At 43.7% G+C, this 16127-nt stretch carries 11 protein-coding genes and 1 tRNA gene; 4 read left to right on the top strand and 8 right to left on the bottom strand.

Annotated elements, in window-relative coordinates; all coding sequences use genetic code 11:
• Nucleotides 1-521 precede the first annotated feature (521 nt).
• The 4 genes from JGUZn3_RS05865 to JGUZn3_RS05850 are packed head-to-tail and all read left to right on the top strand — an operon-like array spanning nucleotide 522 to nucleotide 7549.
• On the top strand, nucleotides 522-2081 hold the full coding sequence (locus tag JGUZn3_RS05865; protein WP_203414706.1) for a type I restriction-modification system subunit M: 1560 nt from the start codon (nucleotides 522-524) through the stop codon (nucleotides 2079-2081).
• Nucleotides 2078-3319: a restriction endonuclease subunit S gene (locus tag JGUZn3_RS05860; protein WP_203414705.1), complete on the top strand. Its 1242-nt coding sequence runs from the start codon at nucleotides 2078-2080 to the stop codon at nucleotides 3317-3319. The genes JGUZn3_RS05865 and JGUZn3_RS05860 overlap by 4 nt, the downstream gene beginning before the upstream one ends.
• Nucleotide 3320: 1 nt before the next feature.
• Nucleotides 3321-4388: an AAA family ATPase gene (locus tag JGUZn3_RS05855; protein WP_203414704.1), complete on the top strand. Its 1068-nt coding sequence runs from the start codon at nucleotides 3321-3323 to the stop codon at nucleotides 4386-4388.
• A 32-nt stretch (nucleotides 4389-4420) separates the two neighbouring features.
• Nucleotides 4421-7549, top strand: coding sequence for a type I restriction endonuclease subunit R (locus JGUZn3_RS05850; protein WP_203414703.1), 3129 nt, complete (start codon nucleotides 4421-4423; stop codon nucleotides 7547-7549).
• 408 nt (nucleotides 7550-7957) lie between these two features.
• Here the strand turns inward: JGUZn3_RS05850 and JGUZn3_RS12900 are convergent, their stop codons facing one another.
• The 8 genes from JGUZn3_RS12900 to rpmI form a co-directional block, all read right to left on the bottom strand.
• Nucleotides 7958-8134 carry a hypothetical protein gene (locus tag JGUZn3_RS12900; RefSeq protein WP_408871769.1) on the bottom strand — a complete coding sequence of 59 codons (177 nt, stop codon included), beginning with the start codon at nucleotides 8132-8134 and terminating at the stop codon, nucleotides 7958-7960.
• Between the two features lie 90 nt (nucleotides 8135-8224).
• Nucleotides 8225-8314, bottom strand: a tRNA-Ser gene (locus tag JGUZn3_RS05840).
• Between the two features lie 242 nt (nucleotides 8315-8556).
• Nucleotides 8557-8982 (bottom strand): hypothetical protein, encoded by a 426-nt coding sequence (locus JGUZn3_RS05835; protein ID WP_203414701.1) that lies wholly within the window; start codon nucleotides 8980-8982, stop codon nucleotides 8557-8559.
• 60 nt (nucleotides 8983-9042) lie between these two features.
• On the bottom strand, nucleotides 9043-10848 hold the full coding sequence (gene lepA, locus JGUZn3_RS05830; RefSeq protein ID WP_203414700.1) for a translation elongation factor 4: 1806 nt from the start codon (nucleotides 10846-10848) through the stop codon (nucleotides 9043-9045).
• Nucleotides 10849-11067: 219 nt separating this feature from the next.
• Nucleotides 11068-13536, bottom strand: a complete 2469-nt coding sequence (gene pheT, locus JGUZn3_RS05825; RefSeq protein ID WP_203414699.1) for a phenylalanine--tRNA ligase subunit beta — start codon at nucleotides 13534-13536, stop codon at nucleotides 11068-11070.
• Nucleotides 13533-14606 (bottom strand): phenylalanine--tRNA ligase subunit alpha, encoded by a 1074-nt coding sequence (gene pheS, locus JGUZn3_RS05820; RefSeq protein WP_203414698.1) that lies wholly within the window; start codon nucleotides 14604-14606, stop codon nucleotides 13533-13535. Before pheS ends, pheT begins: the two co-directional genes overlap by 4 nt.
• Nucleotides 14607-14970: 364 nt before the next feature.
• Complete coding sequence (rplT, locus tag JGUZn3_RS05815; RefSeq protein WP_203414697.1) at nucleotides 14971-15327, bottom strand: 50S ribosomal protein L20; 357 nt, start codon at nucleotides 15325-15327, stop codon at nucleotides 14971-14973.
• A 119-nt stretch (nucleotides 15328-15446) separates the two neighbouring features.
• The gene (gene rpmI, locus JGUZn3_RS05810) at nucleotides 15447-15653 is read right to left on the bottom strand and encodes a 50S ribosomal protein L35 (protein ID WP_203414696.1); all 207 of its coding nucleotides are present in this window, start codon (nucleotides 15651-15653) and stop codon (nucleotides 15447-15449) included.
• Nucleotides 15654-16127: the final 474 nt, after the last annotated feature.

Raw genomic sequence — 16127 nt, 5'->3', positions numbered from 1 at the left:
TTATCGGCTCAGCTCAACCCTGCTATGCGTGTTTTCTTCAGGTCAGCCTCCCTCTTTCCTTACCATACCAACAAATAAAGGGACCACTTTGTAGAGGCAGAAACCTCATAGGGTTTTCTGGAAATCCAACATCAATTTATAGACAACATGATCTAGCAGCATAGCTTGGAGCCTTAGAAAAACTGTAAGAGCAGAAACCTTAAAGGTCATATTCAAAAGCTGGAAGCCCAAGTTCCCTGCCCCTCTCCAACCGTTTGTATGTTTATCTGCGCCGACGAAGAAGGGATGCTCTCAGAAGCACGACAAAACTGTTTATACCTTGGCCATGCTGGAAGCCAAAACAGCCTTTATAGAACCCATCATTTCAAGATCTTCCCCATAAAACCCACCTATCCTTCCGAGGATAAAAGCAATAACGTGTAGAGATAAAGAAATTGAATAAGTTTAGCTTTAAGGCATATTTTTATCAATGCTGATAGGCTATATTAAAGCACTATTAAGCTAAAAGGAATAACGACATTATGGCCTCCACTACACAGCAACGCACTGAGCTCCATCGCAGAATTTGGCAAATTGCCAATGAGGTACGTGGCTCAGTCGATGGCTGGGATTTCAAGCAATATGTTCTTGGTACACTCTTTTATCGTTTTATAAGTGAAAATTTCAAAAATTATATCGAAGCGGGTGATGAAACAATTCATTACGCTGACATGACCGATGATGTGATTACGCCAGAGCGTAAGGAAGATGCCATTAAAAGTAAAGGCTATATCATCTACCCCAGCCAATTATTTGAAAATATTGTGGAAAAAGCCAATAATAACGAAAACCTCAATACCGACCTGAAACAGATATTTTCAGATATTGAAAGCTCAGCAAATGGCCACCCCTCTGAAGATGATATCAAGGGCTTATTTGCTGATTTTGATACCACCAGCAACCGGCTTGGCAACACAGTTGCAGAAAAAAACAAACGTTTGACAGCTGTGCTCAAAGGGGTCGCCGACCTTGATTTTGGCAAGTTTGAAGATAATCATATCGATCTGTTTGGCGATGCGTATGAGTTTCTTATTTCTAATTATGCAGCCAATGCTGGTAAATCAGGGGGAGAATTCTTTACCCCCCAACATGTCTCAAAGCTAATTGCCCTGCTGGCTTTGCACAAACAAGATGAGGTGAACAAGGCGTACGATCCAGCTGCGGGGTCTGGTTCACTTCTTTTGCAAGTAAAAAAACAGTTCGATATCCTCCATACAAACGGCCATACGATTGAAAAAGGGTTTTTCGGCCAAGAAATAAACCATACAACCTATAACCTTGCCCGTATGAATATGTTTTTGCACAATATCAATTACACCAAATTCGATATAGCCTTGGGCAATACGTTAATAGACCCCAAACATAACAACGAGCGGCCCTTTGATGTTATCGTTTCCAACCCACCTTATTCAATCAACTGGGAAGGAAGCGATAATCCAATTCTTATTAATGATGAACGTTTTGCCCCAGCAAGTGTATTAGCCCCCAAATCTAAGGCAGATTTTGCCTTTGTCCTTCATGCTCTTCATTATTTATCCCCCAAGGGACGTGCCGCCATCGTCTGTTTCCCTGGAATTTTTTATCGTACTGGAGCAGAACAGAAAATTCGCCAGTATCTTATTAACTATAATTACGTTGAAACAGTGATCGCCCTGGCCCCCAATTTGTTTTACGGAACCTCTATTGCGGTCAATATTCTGGTGCTTTCCAAACATAAAACCCACTATAAAACGCAATTTATCGATGCCAGTAAATTATTCAAAAAAGAAACGAATAATAACGTTTTAACGGCTGAGCATATTGAAAAAATTATTACCGCCTTTGACGATAAAATAGATATTAAGCATTTTGCCCAACTCGTTGATAACAAGCAGATACAAGCCAATAACTATAATCTGTCCGTAAGTTCCTATGTAGAGGCAGAAGACACAAGGGAAGTAATTAATATTACAGAACTGAATGCAGAAATAAAAACCACGGTAGAAAAAATAAACATTTTACGCGCGCAGATTGATAACTTGATTACGGACATCGAAGCATGAACCCTATCATACAAAAGCTTCTGAAGGGTACAGAGGTAGAATGGAAACCATTGGGAGAAGTGGGGCAATTAATCCGTGGTAATGGTTTACAAAAGAAAGACTTTACCGAAACCGGTGTGCCTGCCATTCATTATGGGCAGATTTATACTTATTATGGTTTATCTACAGTGGAAACAAAGTCTTTTGTTTCACCACAATTGGCTGAAAAACTGAAAATTGCTTATAAGAATGACCTCTTGATTACAACTACTTCAGAAAATGATGACGATGTTTTAAAACCTGTTGCATGGTTTGGTAAAAAAGCTGCAATATCCGGAGACATGATGCTATTTAGACATAGTCAGAATGTTAAATATTTAGCTTATTATTTTCTCACAGAAACGTTTAAAAGACAAAAGAAAAAATATATTAGCGGGACCAAGGTACGACGTATTTCAAAAGATAGTCTTGCTAAAATTCTTATCCCTATCCCTCCCTTATCTGTGCAAACTGAAATTGTAGAAATTCTGGATAAATTTACGGCCCTTACCGCAGAGCTTACAGCTAGGCTTACCGCAGAGCTTACCGCACGTAAAAAACAATACAACTATTATCGTGATAAATTACTGACCTTTAAAGAAGGTGAAGCCGAATGGAAAACTTTGGGAGAAATGGGGCAGTTTATCCGTGGAAATGGTTTACAAAAGAAAGACTTCACTGAAACCGGAGTACCGGCCATTCATTATGGGCAAATTTATACATATTATGGTTTATCCACAGTGGAAACAAAGTCTTTTGTTTCCCCACAATTGGCTGAAAAATTAAAAAAGGTCGAAACTGGGGATGTCGTCATAACAAACACCAGTGAAAATCTTGACGATGTGGGTAAGGCAATGGTTTACCTTGGGAAAAGACAAGCTGTTACAGGCGGGCATGCCTCTATTTTTAAGCCAAGCAAACAAATTTTGGGAAAATATTTTGTATATTTTTCACAAACACAAACTTTTGCAAATGAGAAAAGAAAATATGCAAAAGGAACAAAAGTTATCGATGTGTCTGCATCAGATATGTCAAAAATTCTTATCCCCATTCCTCCGCTCTCAGAGCAAGAGCGTATCGTCTCTATTCTGGACAAATTCGATATGTTGACCCATTCCATTACGCAGGGCTTACCCCGAGAGATTGCCCTACGCCAGAAGCAATATGAATATTACCGTGCGCAGCTCTTAGATTTTCCTTCAAATAATGAGGGTGCTTAGAATGGGAAAAACACTTAGGGAAGTCGCACAAAATCTTCAAAAATGCGATAAAAAAATGCAATTGATTTATGCTTTTAATGGTACAGGCAAAACGCGTCTATCGTATGAATTTCAGAATTTATTTGAAAAACCAACACGAAAGAAAATGTTATATTATAATGCCTTTACGGAAGATTTGTTTTACTTGAATAATAGTTGTGAAGGCGAATATAAGTTAAAAATTCAGGAAAACTCTCTTATAAGTTGGATACTTCGTGATGAAGGTCAAGACCGAAATATTGTTAAGTATTTTCAACGTTATGCCGGCGAAAAATTAACTCCACAATTTAGCGAAGATTTTTCTGCTGTAACTTTTTCAGTTACGGATATAGATAAACAATTGCTAGAAAATATTAAAATTTCAAAAGGTGAAGAAAGGAGTTTTGTATGGAGCATATTTTATGCACTGATACAGCAAGTGATATCAGAGCTTAATGAGCCCAAAGAAGAGCGCTCTACACAGGAATATGATGATTTAAAATATATATTTATTGATGATCCAGTAAGTTCACTCGATGAAAACCACTTGATAGAACTGGCAGTAGATTTAGCTCAGTTAATTAAATCAAGTACAACCCAGGTAAAGTTTATTGTTACAACTCATAATCCCTTATTTTATAATGTTTTATATAATGAAAGTGATCGAAAAAAATCCTCCTCTTCTATGCTAAAAGCCAATGAAGATGGAACATTGGAGTTGGAAGAAAAACCAGAAGATTCAAACAGAAGTTTTTCATATCATTTATTTTTGAAGCAAACGCTGGCAGAAGCTATTGAGCAAAAGAATATTCAAAAATATCATTTTACACTTTTGCGTAACTTATATGAAAAAACAGCAGCCTTTCTTGGCTATAAGAAGTGGGGGGAATTATTGCCAGATGACAAACGGTTATATTTGACGCGTATTATTCATTTTACGAGCCACTCAACATTATCAAATGAAACGATTGCTGAACCAACCCCGCCTGAGCTAAAAACTGTAGCATTTTTATTTAAGCATTTAGTCGATCAATATAAATTTTATCAGTAGGAAGATGAAATTTACCCGCAGAAAGATAAAAAATGAATTTTGCAACAACTGTTCTTGCCGAAACGCAAAATTATATTGTTCTTGATCAATATACCAAAATGGAACCGCTCGATAGCTCCTATCAAACGGAAGCTGATTTAGAACAAGAGTTTACCAAAGATCTGAAAAATCAGGGATATGAGGCCTTACCCAATTCTACACCAGCACAATTATTGGCAAATGCACGCCAACAGGTACAAAGTCTCAATAATGTTCAGTTCTCAGATGGGGAATGGCAACGCTTTCTAGAGGAATATCTCGATAGGCCTGGGGATAGCATTATTGATAAAACCCGCAAGCTTCATGATCATTACATCTATGATTTTACCTTTGACGATGGGCATATTCAAAATATCTTTCTGATCGATAAAAAGAATATTGCTCGTAATACTGTGCAAGTTCTAAAGCAGTTTGAACAAAAAGGGGCCTATACCAACAGATATGACGTAACCATTTTAGTCAACGGTTTACCTATCGTACAGGTTGAATTAAAAAAGCGTGGTGTTGCCATTCGTGAAGCTTTTAATCAAATTCATCGTTATAGCAAAGAAAGTTTTAATACCGAACATTCGCTGTTTAAATATTTGCAGGTTTTTGTTATCTCCAATGGAACAGATACCCGCTATTTTGCCAATACAACCAAACGTGATAAAAATAGTTTCGATTTTACCATGAACTGGGCCCGTGCTGATAATACGGTGATTAAAGATTTAAAAGATTTTACTAAAACCTTCTTTCAAAAAAATACGCTTTTACAAATCTTATTTACCTATACGGTGTTTGACACGCGTAACATATTGCTGGTTATGCGTCCCTATCAAATTGCTGCAACAGAACGCATTTTACAAAAAATTAAAAGCTCTTATCAAACCAAAAGCTGGAATAGGCCCGAAGGGGGTGGGTTTATTTGGCATACAACAGGCTCAGGCAAAACCTTAACCAGCTTTAAGGCAGCACGCCTAGCCACAGAGTTAGATTTTATTGATAAAGTCTTCTTTGTGGTTGATCGTAAAGACCTTGATTATCAAACAATCAAAGAATATCAGCGCTTTTCTCCAGAAAGTGTTAATGGCTCAAACGATACGGCTGGCCTTAAAGAAAATATAGAAAAAGATGATAACAAAATTATTGTTACAACTATTCAGAAGTTGAATCATCTCATTAAAAGGGAAAATAACCTCGCTGTTTATAACAAGCAGGTTGTTTTTATCTTTGACGAGGCCCATCGCTCCCAATTTGGGAAAGCACAAGAAAATATCCACAGAAAGTTTAAAAGTTTTTATCAGTTTGGGTTTACGGGTACGCCCATCTTTCCGCAAAACGCTTTGGGGACTGAAACAACACAAAGTGTGTTTGGGCGCGAACTCCACTCTTACGTAATTACAGATGCTATTCGAGATGAAAAGGTTTTGAAATTCAAAGTCGATTACCACAATGTCCGTCCTCAGTTTAAAATGCTGGAAACAGAGATTGATGAAAAAAAATTGACCGCTTCGGAAAATAAACAAGCCTTACTCCATCCGGAACGGATAAAGGAGGTAACGCGCTATATTTTAAATAACTTCCGCCAGAAAACACATCGTCTGGCAAATAATAAAGGCTTTAACGCCATGTTTGCTGTCAGCAGTGTGGATGCTGCTAAACTGTATTATGAAGAGATAAAAAAACAGCAGGAAAACAGTAAAAACCCATTAAAAATTGCCACTATTTTCTCCTTCGCAGCCAATGAAGAACAAAAGATCGGAGAAGAGACAGCCAATGAAAAACAAGGTGCTATAGGCGAAATTGCTGATGAAACCTTTGAACCCACTGCAATGAACCAATCTGCAAAGGAGTTTTTGGCTGCTGCCATTCAGGATTATAACGCCCAGTTCAAAACAAATTTCAGCTTAGAAAGTAAGGAATTTCAAAATTATTACCGCGATCTTTCCAAACGGGTTAGAAATCAAGAAGTCGATTTACTAATTGTTGTGGGAATGTTTTTAACGGGGTTTGATGCCCCAACCTTGAATACTTTATTTGTTGATAAAAATTTGCGCTATCACGGCCTTATTCAAGCTTATTCTCGTACCAACCGCATTTATGATTCAACTAAAAGCTTTGGCAACATCATAACTTTTCGTGACCTAGAGCAGGCAACAATAGAGGCCATTACTCTGTTTGGTGATAAACACACAAAAAACGTTGTGCTTGAGAAGAGTTATACCGAATATATGCAAGGATTTACCGATAATCTTACACAAGAAACTCAACGTGGCTATCTGGAAATTATAAAAGAGCTGCAAAGTCGTTTCCCCAATACCGATAAAATCGCGAAAGAGCTGGATAAGAAAGATTTTGCAAAATTGTTTGGTGAGTATTTACGCATCGAAAATATTCTGCAAAATTATGATGAATTTACCACCTTGCAAGCTTTACAAAATATAGACCAAACCAATGTTCAAGCGGTTGAAGCCTTTAAAGAAAAGCATAACCTGACTGAGGCAGAATTAAGAGAGATGCACTCTATTAATGTGCCTTCTGCACGTATTATTCAGGATTATCGTTCAACCTATCATGATGTTCGCGGCTGGATTAGATCTCAAAAATCCAATAACGATCAAGACAAATCAAAAATAGATTGGAATGATGTGGTTTTTGAAGTAGAACTTCTCAAATCTCAGGAAATAAGCCTTGATTATATTCTAGAGCTTATCTTTGAGCACCATAAAAAAGCCAAAGACAAACCTGCCTTAATAGAAGAAGCCAAACGACTTATTCGTACAAGCCTTGGTAGTCGTGCCAAGGAAAGTCTTGTGGTTGATTTTATCGATAAAACCAATTTGGATCATATCTCTGATACAGCCAGTATTATTGAGGCCTTCTTCACCTACGCACAAAAAGAACAACAACGAGAAGCTCAAGCGCTTATTGCTTCGGAAAACTTAAAAGAGCAAGCTGCAAAACGTTATCTTGCCACATCGTTAAAGCAGGAATATGCTAGCGAGAACGGTATAGAGCTCAATGAGATATTACCTCAAATGAGCCCTCTTCATCCACAATATTTAACTAAAAAACAAACAGTTTTCCAAAAAATTTCTTCATTTATTGAAAGATTTAAAGGGGTTGGTGGCAGTATTTAGCTAAAATGCTTCAGCCATGCAAAACAGACTTTTTACCGTTTGGTAATACCATACTACAGCGTTGGCGATGATTTTTCTTTAAATACTGACTCAGTGAATGGACCTTTTCTTTGTGCAGAAACTTTTTAAAAAGCCCTTTCCAGAATAGCTCGGTGCAAAATCGGGCCCCAATATTTTTCGAAGAGAACCAATGGTTGTATGACTATTTTTTCTACAAATTGTGCCATTGTTGTCTCGATGCCGATAATCCAATCCTGATGGCTTAGCCATATATACTTCCTATCGCTAGGATAGTCTCATTTTAAAGCGGCAAATCAATACTCGTAGAGTAATCGATTCAAAAAAACGAATCATCTCCTCTTAAAACTAAAAATGAGATTGAGTATTTGAAAAGTCTCTTCACCAAAATCACGCATCAGAAACCCCCATCACAAGCCTTGTAAGGGGAGATTTATACCTAGGAGCTAGGGAGAGGATCTTCAAAGCAGCTAAAAAGGCACTTTGGGGAATTTCTACCTTACCAAACTGGCGCATCCGCTTTTTGCCCTCTTTTTGTTTTTCCAGCAATTTACGCTTATAAGAGATATTAGAGACGTTTTTGTCGTGACTAGAAAGTGGCCAGATAGATATTCCACATAAAAAACTGTTATATCTTAATAAAATATATGGAATTTCTGGCGGAGAGAGTGGGATTCGAACCCACGGTACGCTTGCACGTACACACGCTTTCCAAGCGTGCGCCTTAAGCCGCTCGGCCATCTCTCCATAAGGGGCGGCAAACCTTCAACAAGGTGGGCGGAGAATACCAGTTTTCACCAAATTGGCAAGTAAAAAATATGCCTCTTTCTTTTTTGGCCCAGGCTGGCCTTCAAGCCTCCTTAAGTTCCCTTGGCAAAAGCTTTTATTCTCCTGCAAGACCCCCACAATTTCAGCCAAACACTCCCTTAGGGTTGGGGCCCTATTGGCCCTAAAATTCCTGACCAAAGCCTGTCAACGCTCCTCATTCCTTACCGCGAGTTTACAACGTACCACAAGTTTACAACCAGCGACCGAAACTTTAAGTCCTGTTGCACCTCTATTTCAGAAAACGCTTTGAAACAAAAACGCACACTCTCCTCTTCCCCAACCAGTCCTGCCCAACCCCTTTCGCCCCTACCCTCTTCACCCTCAACACTGCCTATCCAACAAGCCATAACCCTGGCCCAAAAATTTGAAACACCAGAGGCCCTCCTGGCCTTTCTTCCTACCTCATCGTTCTGCCCACTCTCGGAAACGGCAACCCATACTGTTGTCGCCATTCTGCCTGCCACCCCCACCCATCCAAAAATTCTGATTATTGGGGACGCCCCAAGTGATGAGGAAGATTTAAATTGTGCAGTATCAGCCAAAGGATCGGTCAAAGGCCGTTTGAAAATTCTCTTCACCAAAACCACGCATCAAAAAACCCCCTTCAAGCCTTGTAAGGAGGGGGGATTTAACACGGAGATGGGGGGTTATTTATCCATCTTCAAAGCAGCTAAAAAGGCACTTTGGGGAATTTCCACCTTACCAAACTGGCGCATCCGCTTTTTGCCCTCTTTTTGTTTTTCGAGCAATTTACGCTTACGGGAAATATCACCCCCATAGCATTTAGCGGTTACATCTTTAGAAAGGGCCCCAATGGTTTCGCGCGCAATAACACGGCTACCAATCGCCGCCTGAATGGCAATTTTAAACAGCTGCCTAGGGATGAGCTCCTTAAGTCGGGCACAAATGGCCCTTCCCCGCGTTTCCGCCACAGAACGATGAGCGACAAAGGCTAATGCATCCACGGGTTCCTGATTAACTAGAATGGAGATTTTTACCAGATCGCTTTCCTCATAGCCATCCATCTGATAGTCAAAGCTGGCATAGCCCCGGGTAGCAGACTTTAGCCGGTCATAAAAGTCAAACACCACTTCGTTAAGGGGAAGACGATAGACGGCCATCGCCCGATTGCCCACATACGTTAAATCTTCCTGCTGGCCGCGCCGCTCGGTACACAAGGCCAGAACAGCCCCCAAATACTCATCGGGCACCATAATGGTGGCCTTAATCCAGGGCTCTTCTATACGTTCAATCACAGAGCCATCCGGCATATCGGCGGGGTTGTGCAGTTCTTCCATACCGCCATTACTGCGAAAAAGATGGTACACCACAGAAGGAGCGGTAGCAATAAGATCGAGGTTAAATTCTCGGCTTAAGCGCTCCTGAATAATTTCCAGATGGAGAAGCCCCAAAAAGCCACAGCGAAAACCAAAACCCAGCGCTGCCGAGGTTTCTGTTTCATAATGGAAGGAGGCATCATTTAAACGCAGCTTGGCCAGACTATCACGCAGTTTTTCAAAATCATCGGCATTGACGGGGTAAAGGCCACACCAGACCACTGGCACAGAAGGTTTAAACCCTGCCAAGGGCTCGGCAGCCGGTTTGTTCTCCTCGGTTATGGTGTCCCCTACATTACAGTCTGCTACGGTTTTAATGGCAGCATTAATATAGCCCATTTCCCCGGGGCCCAAATCATCAACCTGCGTCATATGGGGTAAAAACACGCCGAGCTGGTCAACATGATAGACAGCCCCATTGGACATCATGCGGATTTTTGCCCCCTTTTTAAGGCGCCCCTCCTTTACGCGCACCAAGATGATAACACCCAGATACGGATCATACCAACTATCGACTAGCAAGGCTTTAAGTGGGGCCTTATCATCCCCTTTTGGGGGCGGCAAACGGGTCACCAGGGCCTCAAGAACAGCTTCGATATTTAACCCGGTCTTAGCAGAAACCTCTACCGCATCCTCAGCGGAAATCCCTATCACTTCCTCGATCTGGGCTTTGACCCGGGGAACATCTGCGGCTGGTAAATCCACCTTATTCAGCACCGGTACAATCTCATGGTTTGCATCAATGGCCTGATAGACATTAGCCAGGGTTTGGGCTTCTACCCCTTGAGAGGCATCAACCACAAGAAGAGAGCCCTCACACGCCGCCAAAGAGCGGCTCACCTCGTAGGCAAAATCGACATGGCCTGGGGTGTCCATAAGGTTCAACACATAGGTTTTACCATCCTTGGCTGGATAGTTCAGACGTACAGTCTGGGCTTTAATGGTGATGCCCCGTTCACGCTCCAGCTCCATATTATCCAGCACCTGGCTTTTCATTTCGCGCTCGCTTAACGCCCCACATGCCTGGATCAGCCGATCAGCCAGGGTCGATTTGCCATGGTCGATATGGGCAATAATGGAAAAATTACGAATTTGCACCAAAGGAGTATTTGTCATACCAATATTATTTCCACAGAACTCTGCAACTTTAAGACCCAAAACCAAGGCTTAGGACTAAGCCATACACTTGCCACTCAACGAACATTCTAAAACCCTATCACACTCAAACCCTATCACAGGTCAGTAGGGCCATAAAACCCAAGCCCAAACTATTGATACCATACCACTCCCCAAACATCCTATGGTTTTCCTCTCTCGGCCTTTACTGGTTGGCCTTTACTGGCGCAATTGCCCCCCGACCGCTTTATTAACAGCTGCTACGATTTTTTCTGAAATCTGCTCAATCTCTGCATCGGTCAGGCTTTTTTCTAGGGGTTGCAAAACCACCTCTACTGCCAGGGATTTGCTATCTGCGGGAATTTTATCGCCTTCATAGACATCAAACAGGCTGACCTCTGTAATCAGCCCCCGCTCGGCAGAGCGAACAACCCTTAACAGGGTTTGGGCCTCTACCTCTTTTGAAACCACAAAGGCAAAGTCGCGCCGTACAGACTGTAACACCGGCAAGCGCATAGAAATTGCCTTACGCCCACGCCGGGGAGTGGGAACCTCATCAAGAAAAATCTCAAAACCAACGATGGGGTAGTCAATGCCTTTCTCATGCAGCAATTTGGGGTGAAGAGCTCCAAAATAGCCTAGAATATTCTTGGGCCCCTGGCGGAAGGTGCCAGACTGGCCCGGATGATAATAAGGCGGTGTATCCAGCGTAACGGTTAAAGAGTCTGGGGAAAGGCCCAATGCCTCCAGCACAGATTGGGCATACACCTTGGCCTTCCACAACTCAGCAGGCTTATTCCCACCACCAGGATGGCGTAAAGAATAGCCCGCACATAACCCGGCCACCACACTCCTTTGGCCCTGCTCATGAAAAGCTACCCCTACTTCAAACAAGCCCACAGTATGGCAGCCCCGAGCATGGTTACGCATAACAGCGGAAAATAGATTCACCAAGGGCGTGGGCCGTAATTGGTCCATATCGGTGGCAATGGGGTTTAGCAAGTGCAGACTCTCGGGGATTTCGCCAAAAAGACCCGCCAATTCGTGCGAGACGAAAGAAAAGCCTATGGTTTCCATCAACCCTTGTGAAGATAACAGCCTGCGAGCCGCAGCAATACGCACCTGTAAGGGCGAAACAGCGGCTCCCCCCAGCGCAGAGGCACCCGGGAGTGAAAGACTGGGGATATGATCAAGGCCAATAATACGCAAAACTTCCTCTATCAGGTCGTTTTCGGCCTCTATCTCGCGGGCTCCTTCTGCAGCCTTTTGATTTTTTACAGCATCCTGGCCTGGGCGTTGGTCCAGCACAAAGGGTGCAGCAATATCATTACGCCAGGCGGGCACAGAAAAAACAGCCTGCCCATTGGCTTCATCATACACCACCTGCTCAAACCCCAAATGATGTAAGATACTTCCTGCCTTTTGCGGGGAGACATCCATACCCCCAAAACTGTGCAAGCGTTCAAAACGGATTTCGGCATTGCGCTTCCAAGACGGTTCCTGCCCCGCAGAAGTCACTTCACTGGCCTCTCCCCCGCAAAGCTCAATCACCATATGGGTCGCAGCCTGAAGCATGGCGGGCAAATTGGCTTGGTCAAGCCCACGCTCAAAACGATAACGCGCATCAGAGACAATGTTTAGCCTGCGGCCTGTATGGGCAATTCTGACCGGGTCAAACAGGGCGCATTCCAGAAAAATATCGGTGGTCTCTTCGGTTACGGCAGAGCCTTCCCCCCCCATGATCCCCGCCAGAGACTGAACCCCACTGGCATCGACAATAACGCAATCCTCAGGGGTAAGGGTATATTCCTTGCCATCCAGCGCCAAAAAGCTTTCACCTTCCCCACGGCATATCGTCAGCTGATTGCCTTTCAAGCGGTTAAGGTCGAACACATGTAAGGGGCGGTTAAGGTCTAGCGTAAAAAACTGGGTAATATCGACCAGGGCTGAAACAGGCCTTACACCTACCGCCCGTAATCGGGCCTGGAGCCACTCTGGGCTCGGGCCATTCTTAACACCACGAACAACCCGCCCCAACACCCAGGGACAACTTTGGGAGTCTTCAATCACCCAGTCCATTGGTGATGGAAACTGACCTTCCACCGCTTCAACCAGCCAGGGCTTAAGCGTTCCCAGGCCTGCTGCCGCCAGATCACGGGCAACTCCCCTCACGCCCAGGGCATCACCCCTATTAGGAGTAATAGCAATATCAATGACCGGATCATCGAGATCAGCATATATCGCATAAAGCTGACCGGGGACAGCATCTTCTCCCAGTTCGGCAATACCTTCATGCTCATTGCCCAACCCCAGCTCACGCAAGGAACAGAGCATGCCTGCACTTTTCTCACCACGAATAGCCCCTTCCTTTATGGTGATTTCACTGCCAGGAATATAAGAACCAGGTGGAGCAAAAATAACATTCAGGCCCGCACGGGCGTTGGGGGCACCACACACAACCTGTACCAGTTCCTTCTGGCCAATATCAACCATACAAACCTGCAGACGATCAGCATTTGGATGGCGAATAGCACGCACAATACGGGCGGTTATGAAGGGGGCCAACGTATCAGCCCTGTTTTCACAACTTTCCACCTCTAAGCCTATCATATTCAGGCAGGCGCAGATTTCCTCAATAGTGGCCGATGTTTCAAGATGCTCACACAACCAGGAGAGTGTAAATTTCACCGGTTTACTCCTTCATGCAGAATAACGGGCATAAACGGGCTGAAACCAAAACGCTTTAACCATCGCACATCACTTTCGTAAAAGGAGCGCAAATCCGGAATACCATTTTTTAACATGGTTAAACGCTCTACCCCCATGCCAAAGGCAAACCCCTGCCACTCCCGCGGGTCTAATCCGCAATTGGCCAAAACACGGGCATGCACCATGCCAGAACCTAAGACTTCCAGCCAATCTCCGCCCTGGCCGATTTCCCCTGTTTTTCGGTTCCAGCCAATATCAACCTCCATGGAAGGTTCAGTGAAGGGAAAGTAAGAGGAACGAAACCGAACCGGCAAATGGGGATTTCCAAAAAAGGCTCGTAAAAAATCTATCAAACACCCTTTAAGATGGCTAAGTGTTATGGCCTTATCGATCACCAGCCCCTCACATTGATGAAACATAGGCGAATGAGTTGCATCATGATCGGCCCGATATGTGCGCCCCGGCACAATAACCCGAATAGGGGGTGTTTGAGTCAGCATGGTTCGAATCTGAACGGGAGAAGTCTGGGTGCGTAGGACACGCCCTATGCCCCCCTCCGTTTCGGGAAGATAAAAAGTATCCTGGTCTGTTCGGGCGGGGTGATGTTCTGGGGTGTTGAGGGCTGAAAAATTATGCCATTCGGTTTCAATATCAGGGCCTTCAGCCTGCACAAACCCCATGGTAGCAAAAATGGCTGTAATTTCTGCGATAGAATGACTGATGGGATGAATAATGCCCTGCCCTAAGGAGGGGACTGGAATGGTCGCATCCAGCCGTTCGCGCTCAAGGCGTTGGTCTAAAAGCTGGGCTTCAATCTTTTCCTTGCAGGCCTCAATAAGGGTGGTAAGCTCATCACGCAGGCGGTTTAGAGCTGCCCCCCGAGTTTTGCGCTCCTCGGGGCTGGCCTGGCCCAGGGTTTTCAACAAGGCTGTAAGGCGGCCACTCTTGCCCAATACCCCCACCCGGATCGCATCCCACTCCCGCAGGTCTGTCACCTGTTCCAGTGCAAGCACTGTTTCTTCCCGTAAAGCCTGAAGGTCATCACTCATTCTTCATTCCTAACCTTTATACCCAACGCTGATATGCCCAACACTGATATACTCAACATTGATATACTCAAACACTGGCCCCACTCTTTTCATGGCCCTATCCCTTTTTTCCACAAGGGTATCCCCTAGTATCCCCTAGTATCCCCCCGAGGGATTTCCCCCCAGGAATCCTCAGGGATAATCCTCTGGGATAATCCCCTGGAGCATCCAATGAGGCATTCCTCGGAACATCTCTCGGAGCATCTCCCTTGGGGGAAAATATTTTTAAGCGAGAATATCATTGACCAGAATACACAGAATCGGGCTGTGCCCTAAGCACAGCCCGCCCTTTAAACAAGCCTTAAAAAACAAGATTGCGCAAAAGTTAACCTAATGCAGCCTGGGCCTGTTTAACAATTTCGGCAAACCCTGCGGCATCATCATAGGCGATACTGGCCAGCATTTTCCGGTCGATCACAATGCCGGCCTTGTCCAGGCCATTGATGAAACGGCTATAAGTCAACCCATGTTCACGCACTGCAGCGTTGATACGTTGAATCCACAAGGAGCGAAAATCGCGCTTTTTGTTGCGACGATCCCGATAGGCATATTGTAACGACTTTTCCAGCCGTTCAATCGCCATACGATAATTGGTTGAAGAGCGCCCAACAAAGCCCTTGCTTTGTTTCAGCACCTTTTTATGACGGGCATGAGCGGTAACACCGCGTTTTACTCTTGCCATGAACTTAAATCCTTACACTAGTCCCAAAAACTTCAAAAACCTTCTGGCCGGCCGATGCCAGCCACGAATATCTCAAGAAGCAACCCTGATAATGAGAGCAAAACCCTCTTTAAGAATCTCTATCTTGAAAGACCGTAGGGGGCCCACTGCTTAACAGTTTTGCCATCCTGTTCGGTCAACACCTGAGTGCCACGGTTCGAACGTTTCATTTTCTGGGAGCGGTTAATAAGGCCATGGCGCTTATTCCCTGGGCCAGCCAACACCTTACCAGTGGCTGTAATTTTAAAACGCTTCTTAACAGAAGACTTTGTTTTCATCTTGGGCATTTTCTCTCCATTCACTCAAATCAACTCTACGTTTGGTGTAGATCCATCCTGGAAAACTCTTTACCAGAAACCGCTATCAGCATTACATGGGCATGCCCATTCCAGGCCCAGAGGCAAAACCATAGCCGGCGAACCCCCTTTGTGGGCCAGCCCCTATAAAGGAAAAGGCGCAAACCCAGGTGGGCTAGTCTTTTAAACGCTGCTTTAATAACAACGTTTAGGCTGTATAACGCAACTTATAAAACTTCTGCAAGAAGAATATTTCCCTGACCTAACCTTCATAGCCCTTACTGCCAAAACACACCCAGAACATGCCCAAAATGCATCCAGAACGCGTCCAAAATGGGCTCTGAACACACTTGCGGGCCTTTTTTATCTGCCAAGCTGTTCTCAATAAGGAGGAAATATCTTTTCTATTCGCACTTTATCTATTGTAAAGAAGCATCATTACCCTAATAAAAATAAAAATTGCCG

Origin of the sequence: Entomobacter blattae (genome assembly GCF_014672835.1) — a bacterium.
In the GTDB taxonomy this organism is placed as follows: domain Bacteria; phylum Pseudomonadota; class Alphaproteobacteria; order Acetobacterales; family Acetobacteraceae; genus Entomobacter; species Entomobacter blattae.
The sequence above is the reverse complement of the archived record's forward strand: the minus strand, read 5'-3'. Positions and strand labels throughout refer to the sequence as shown.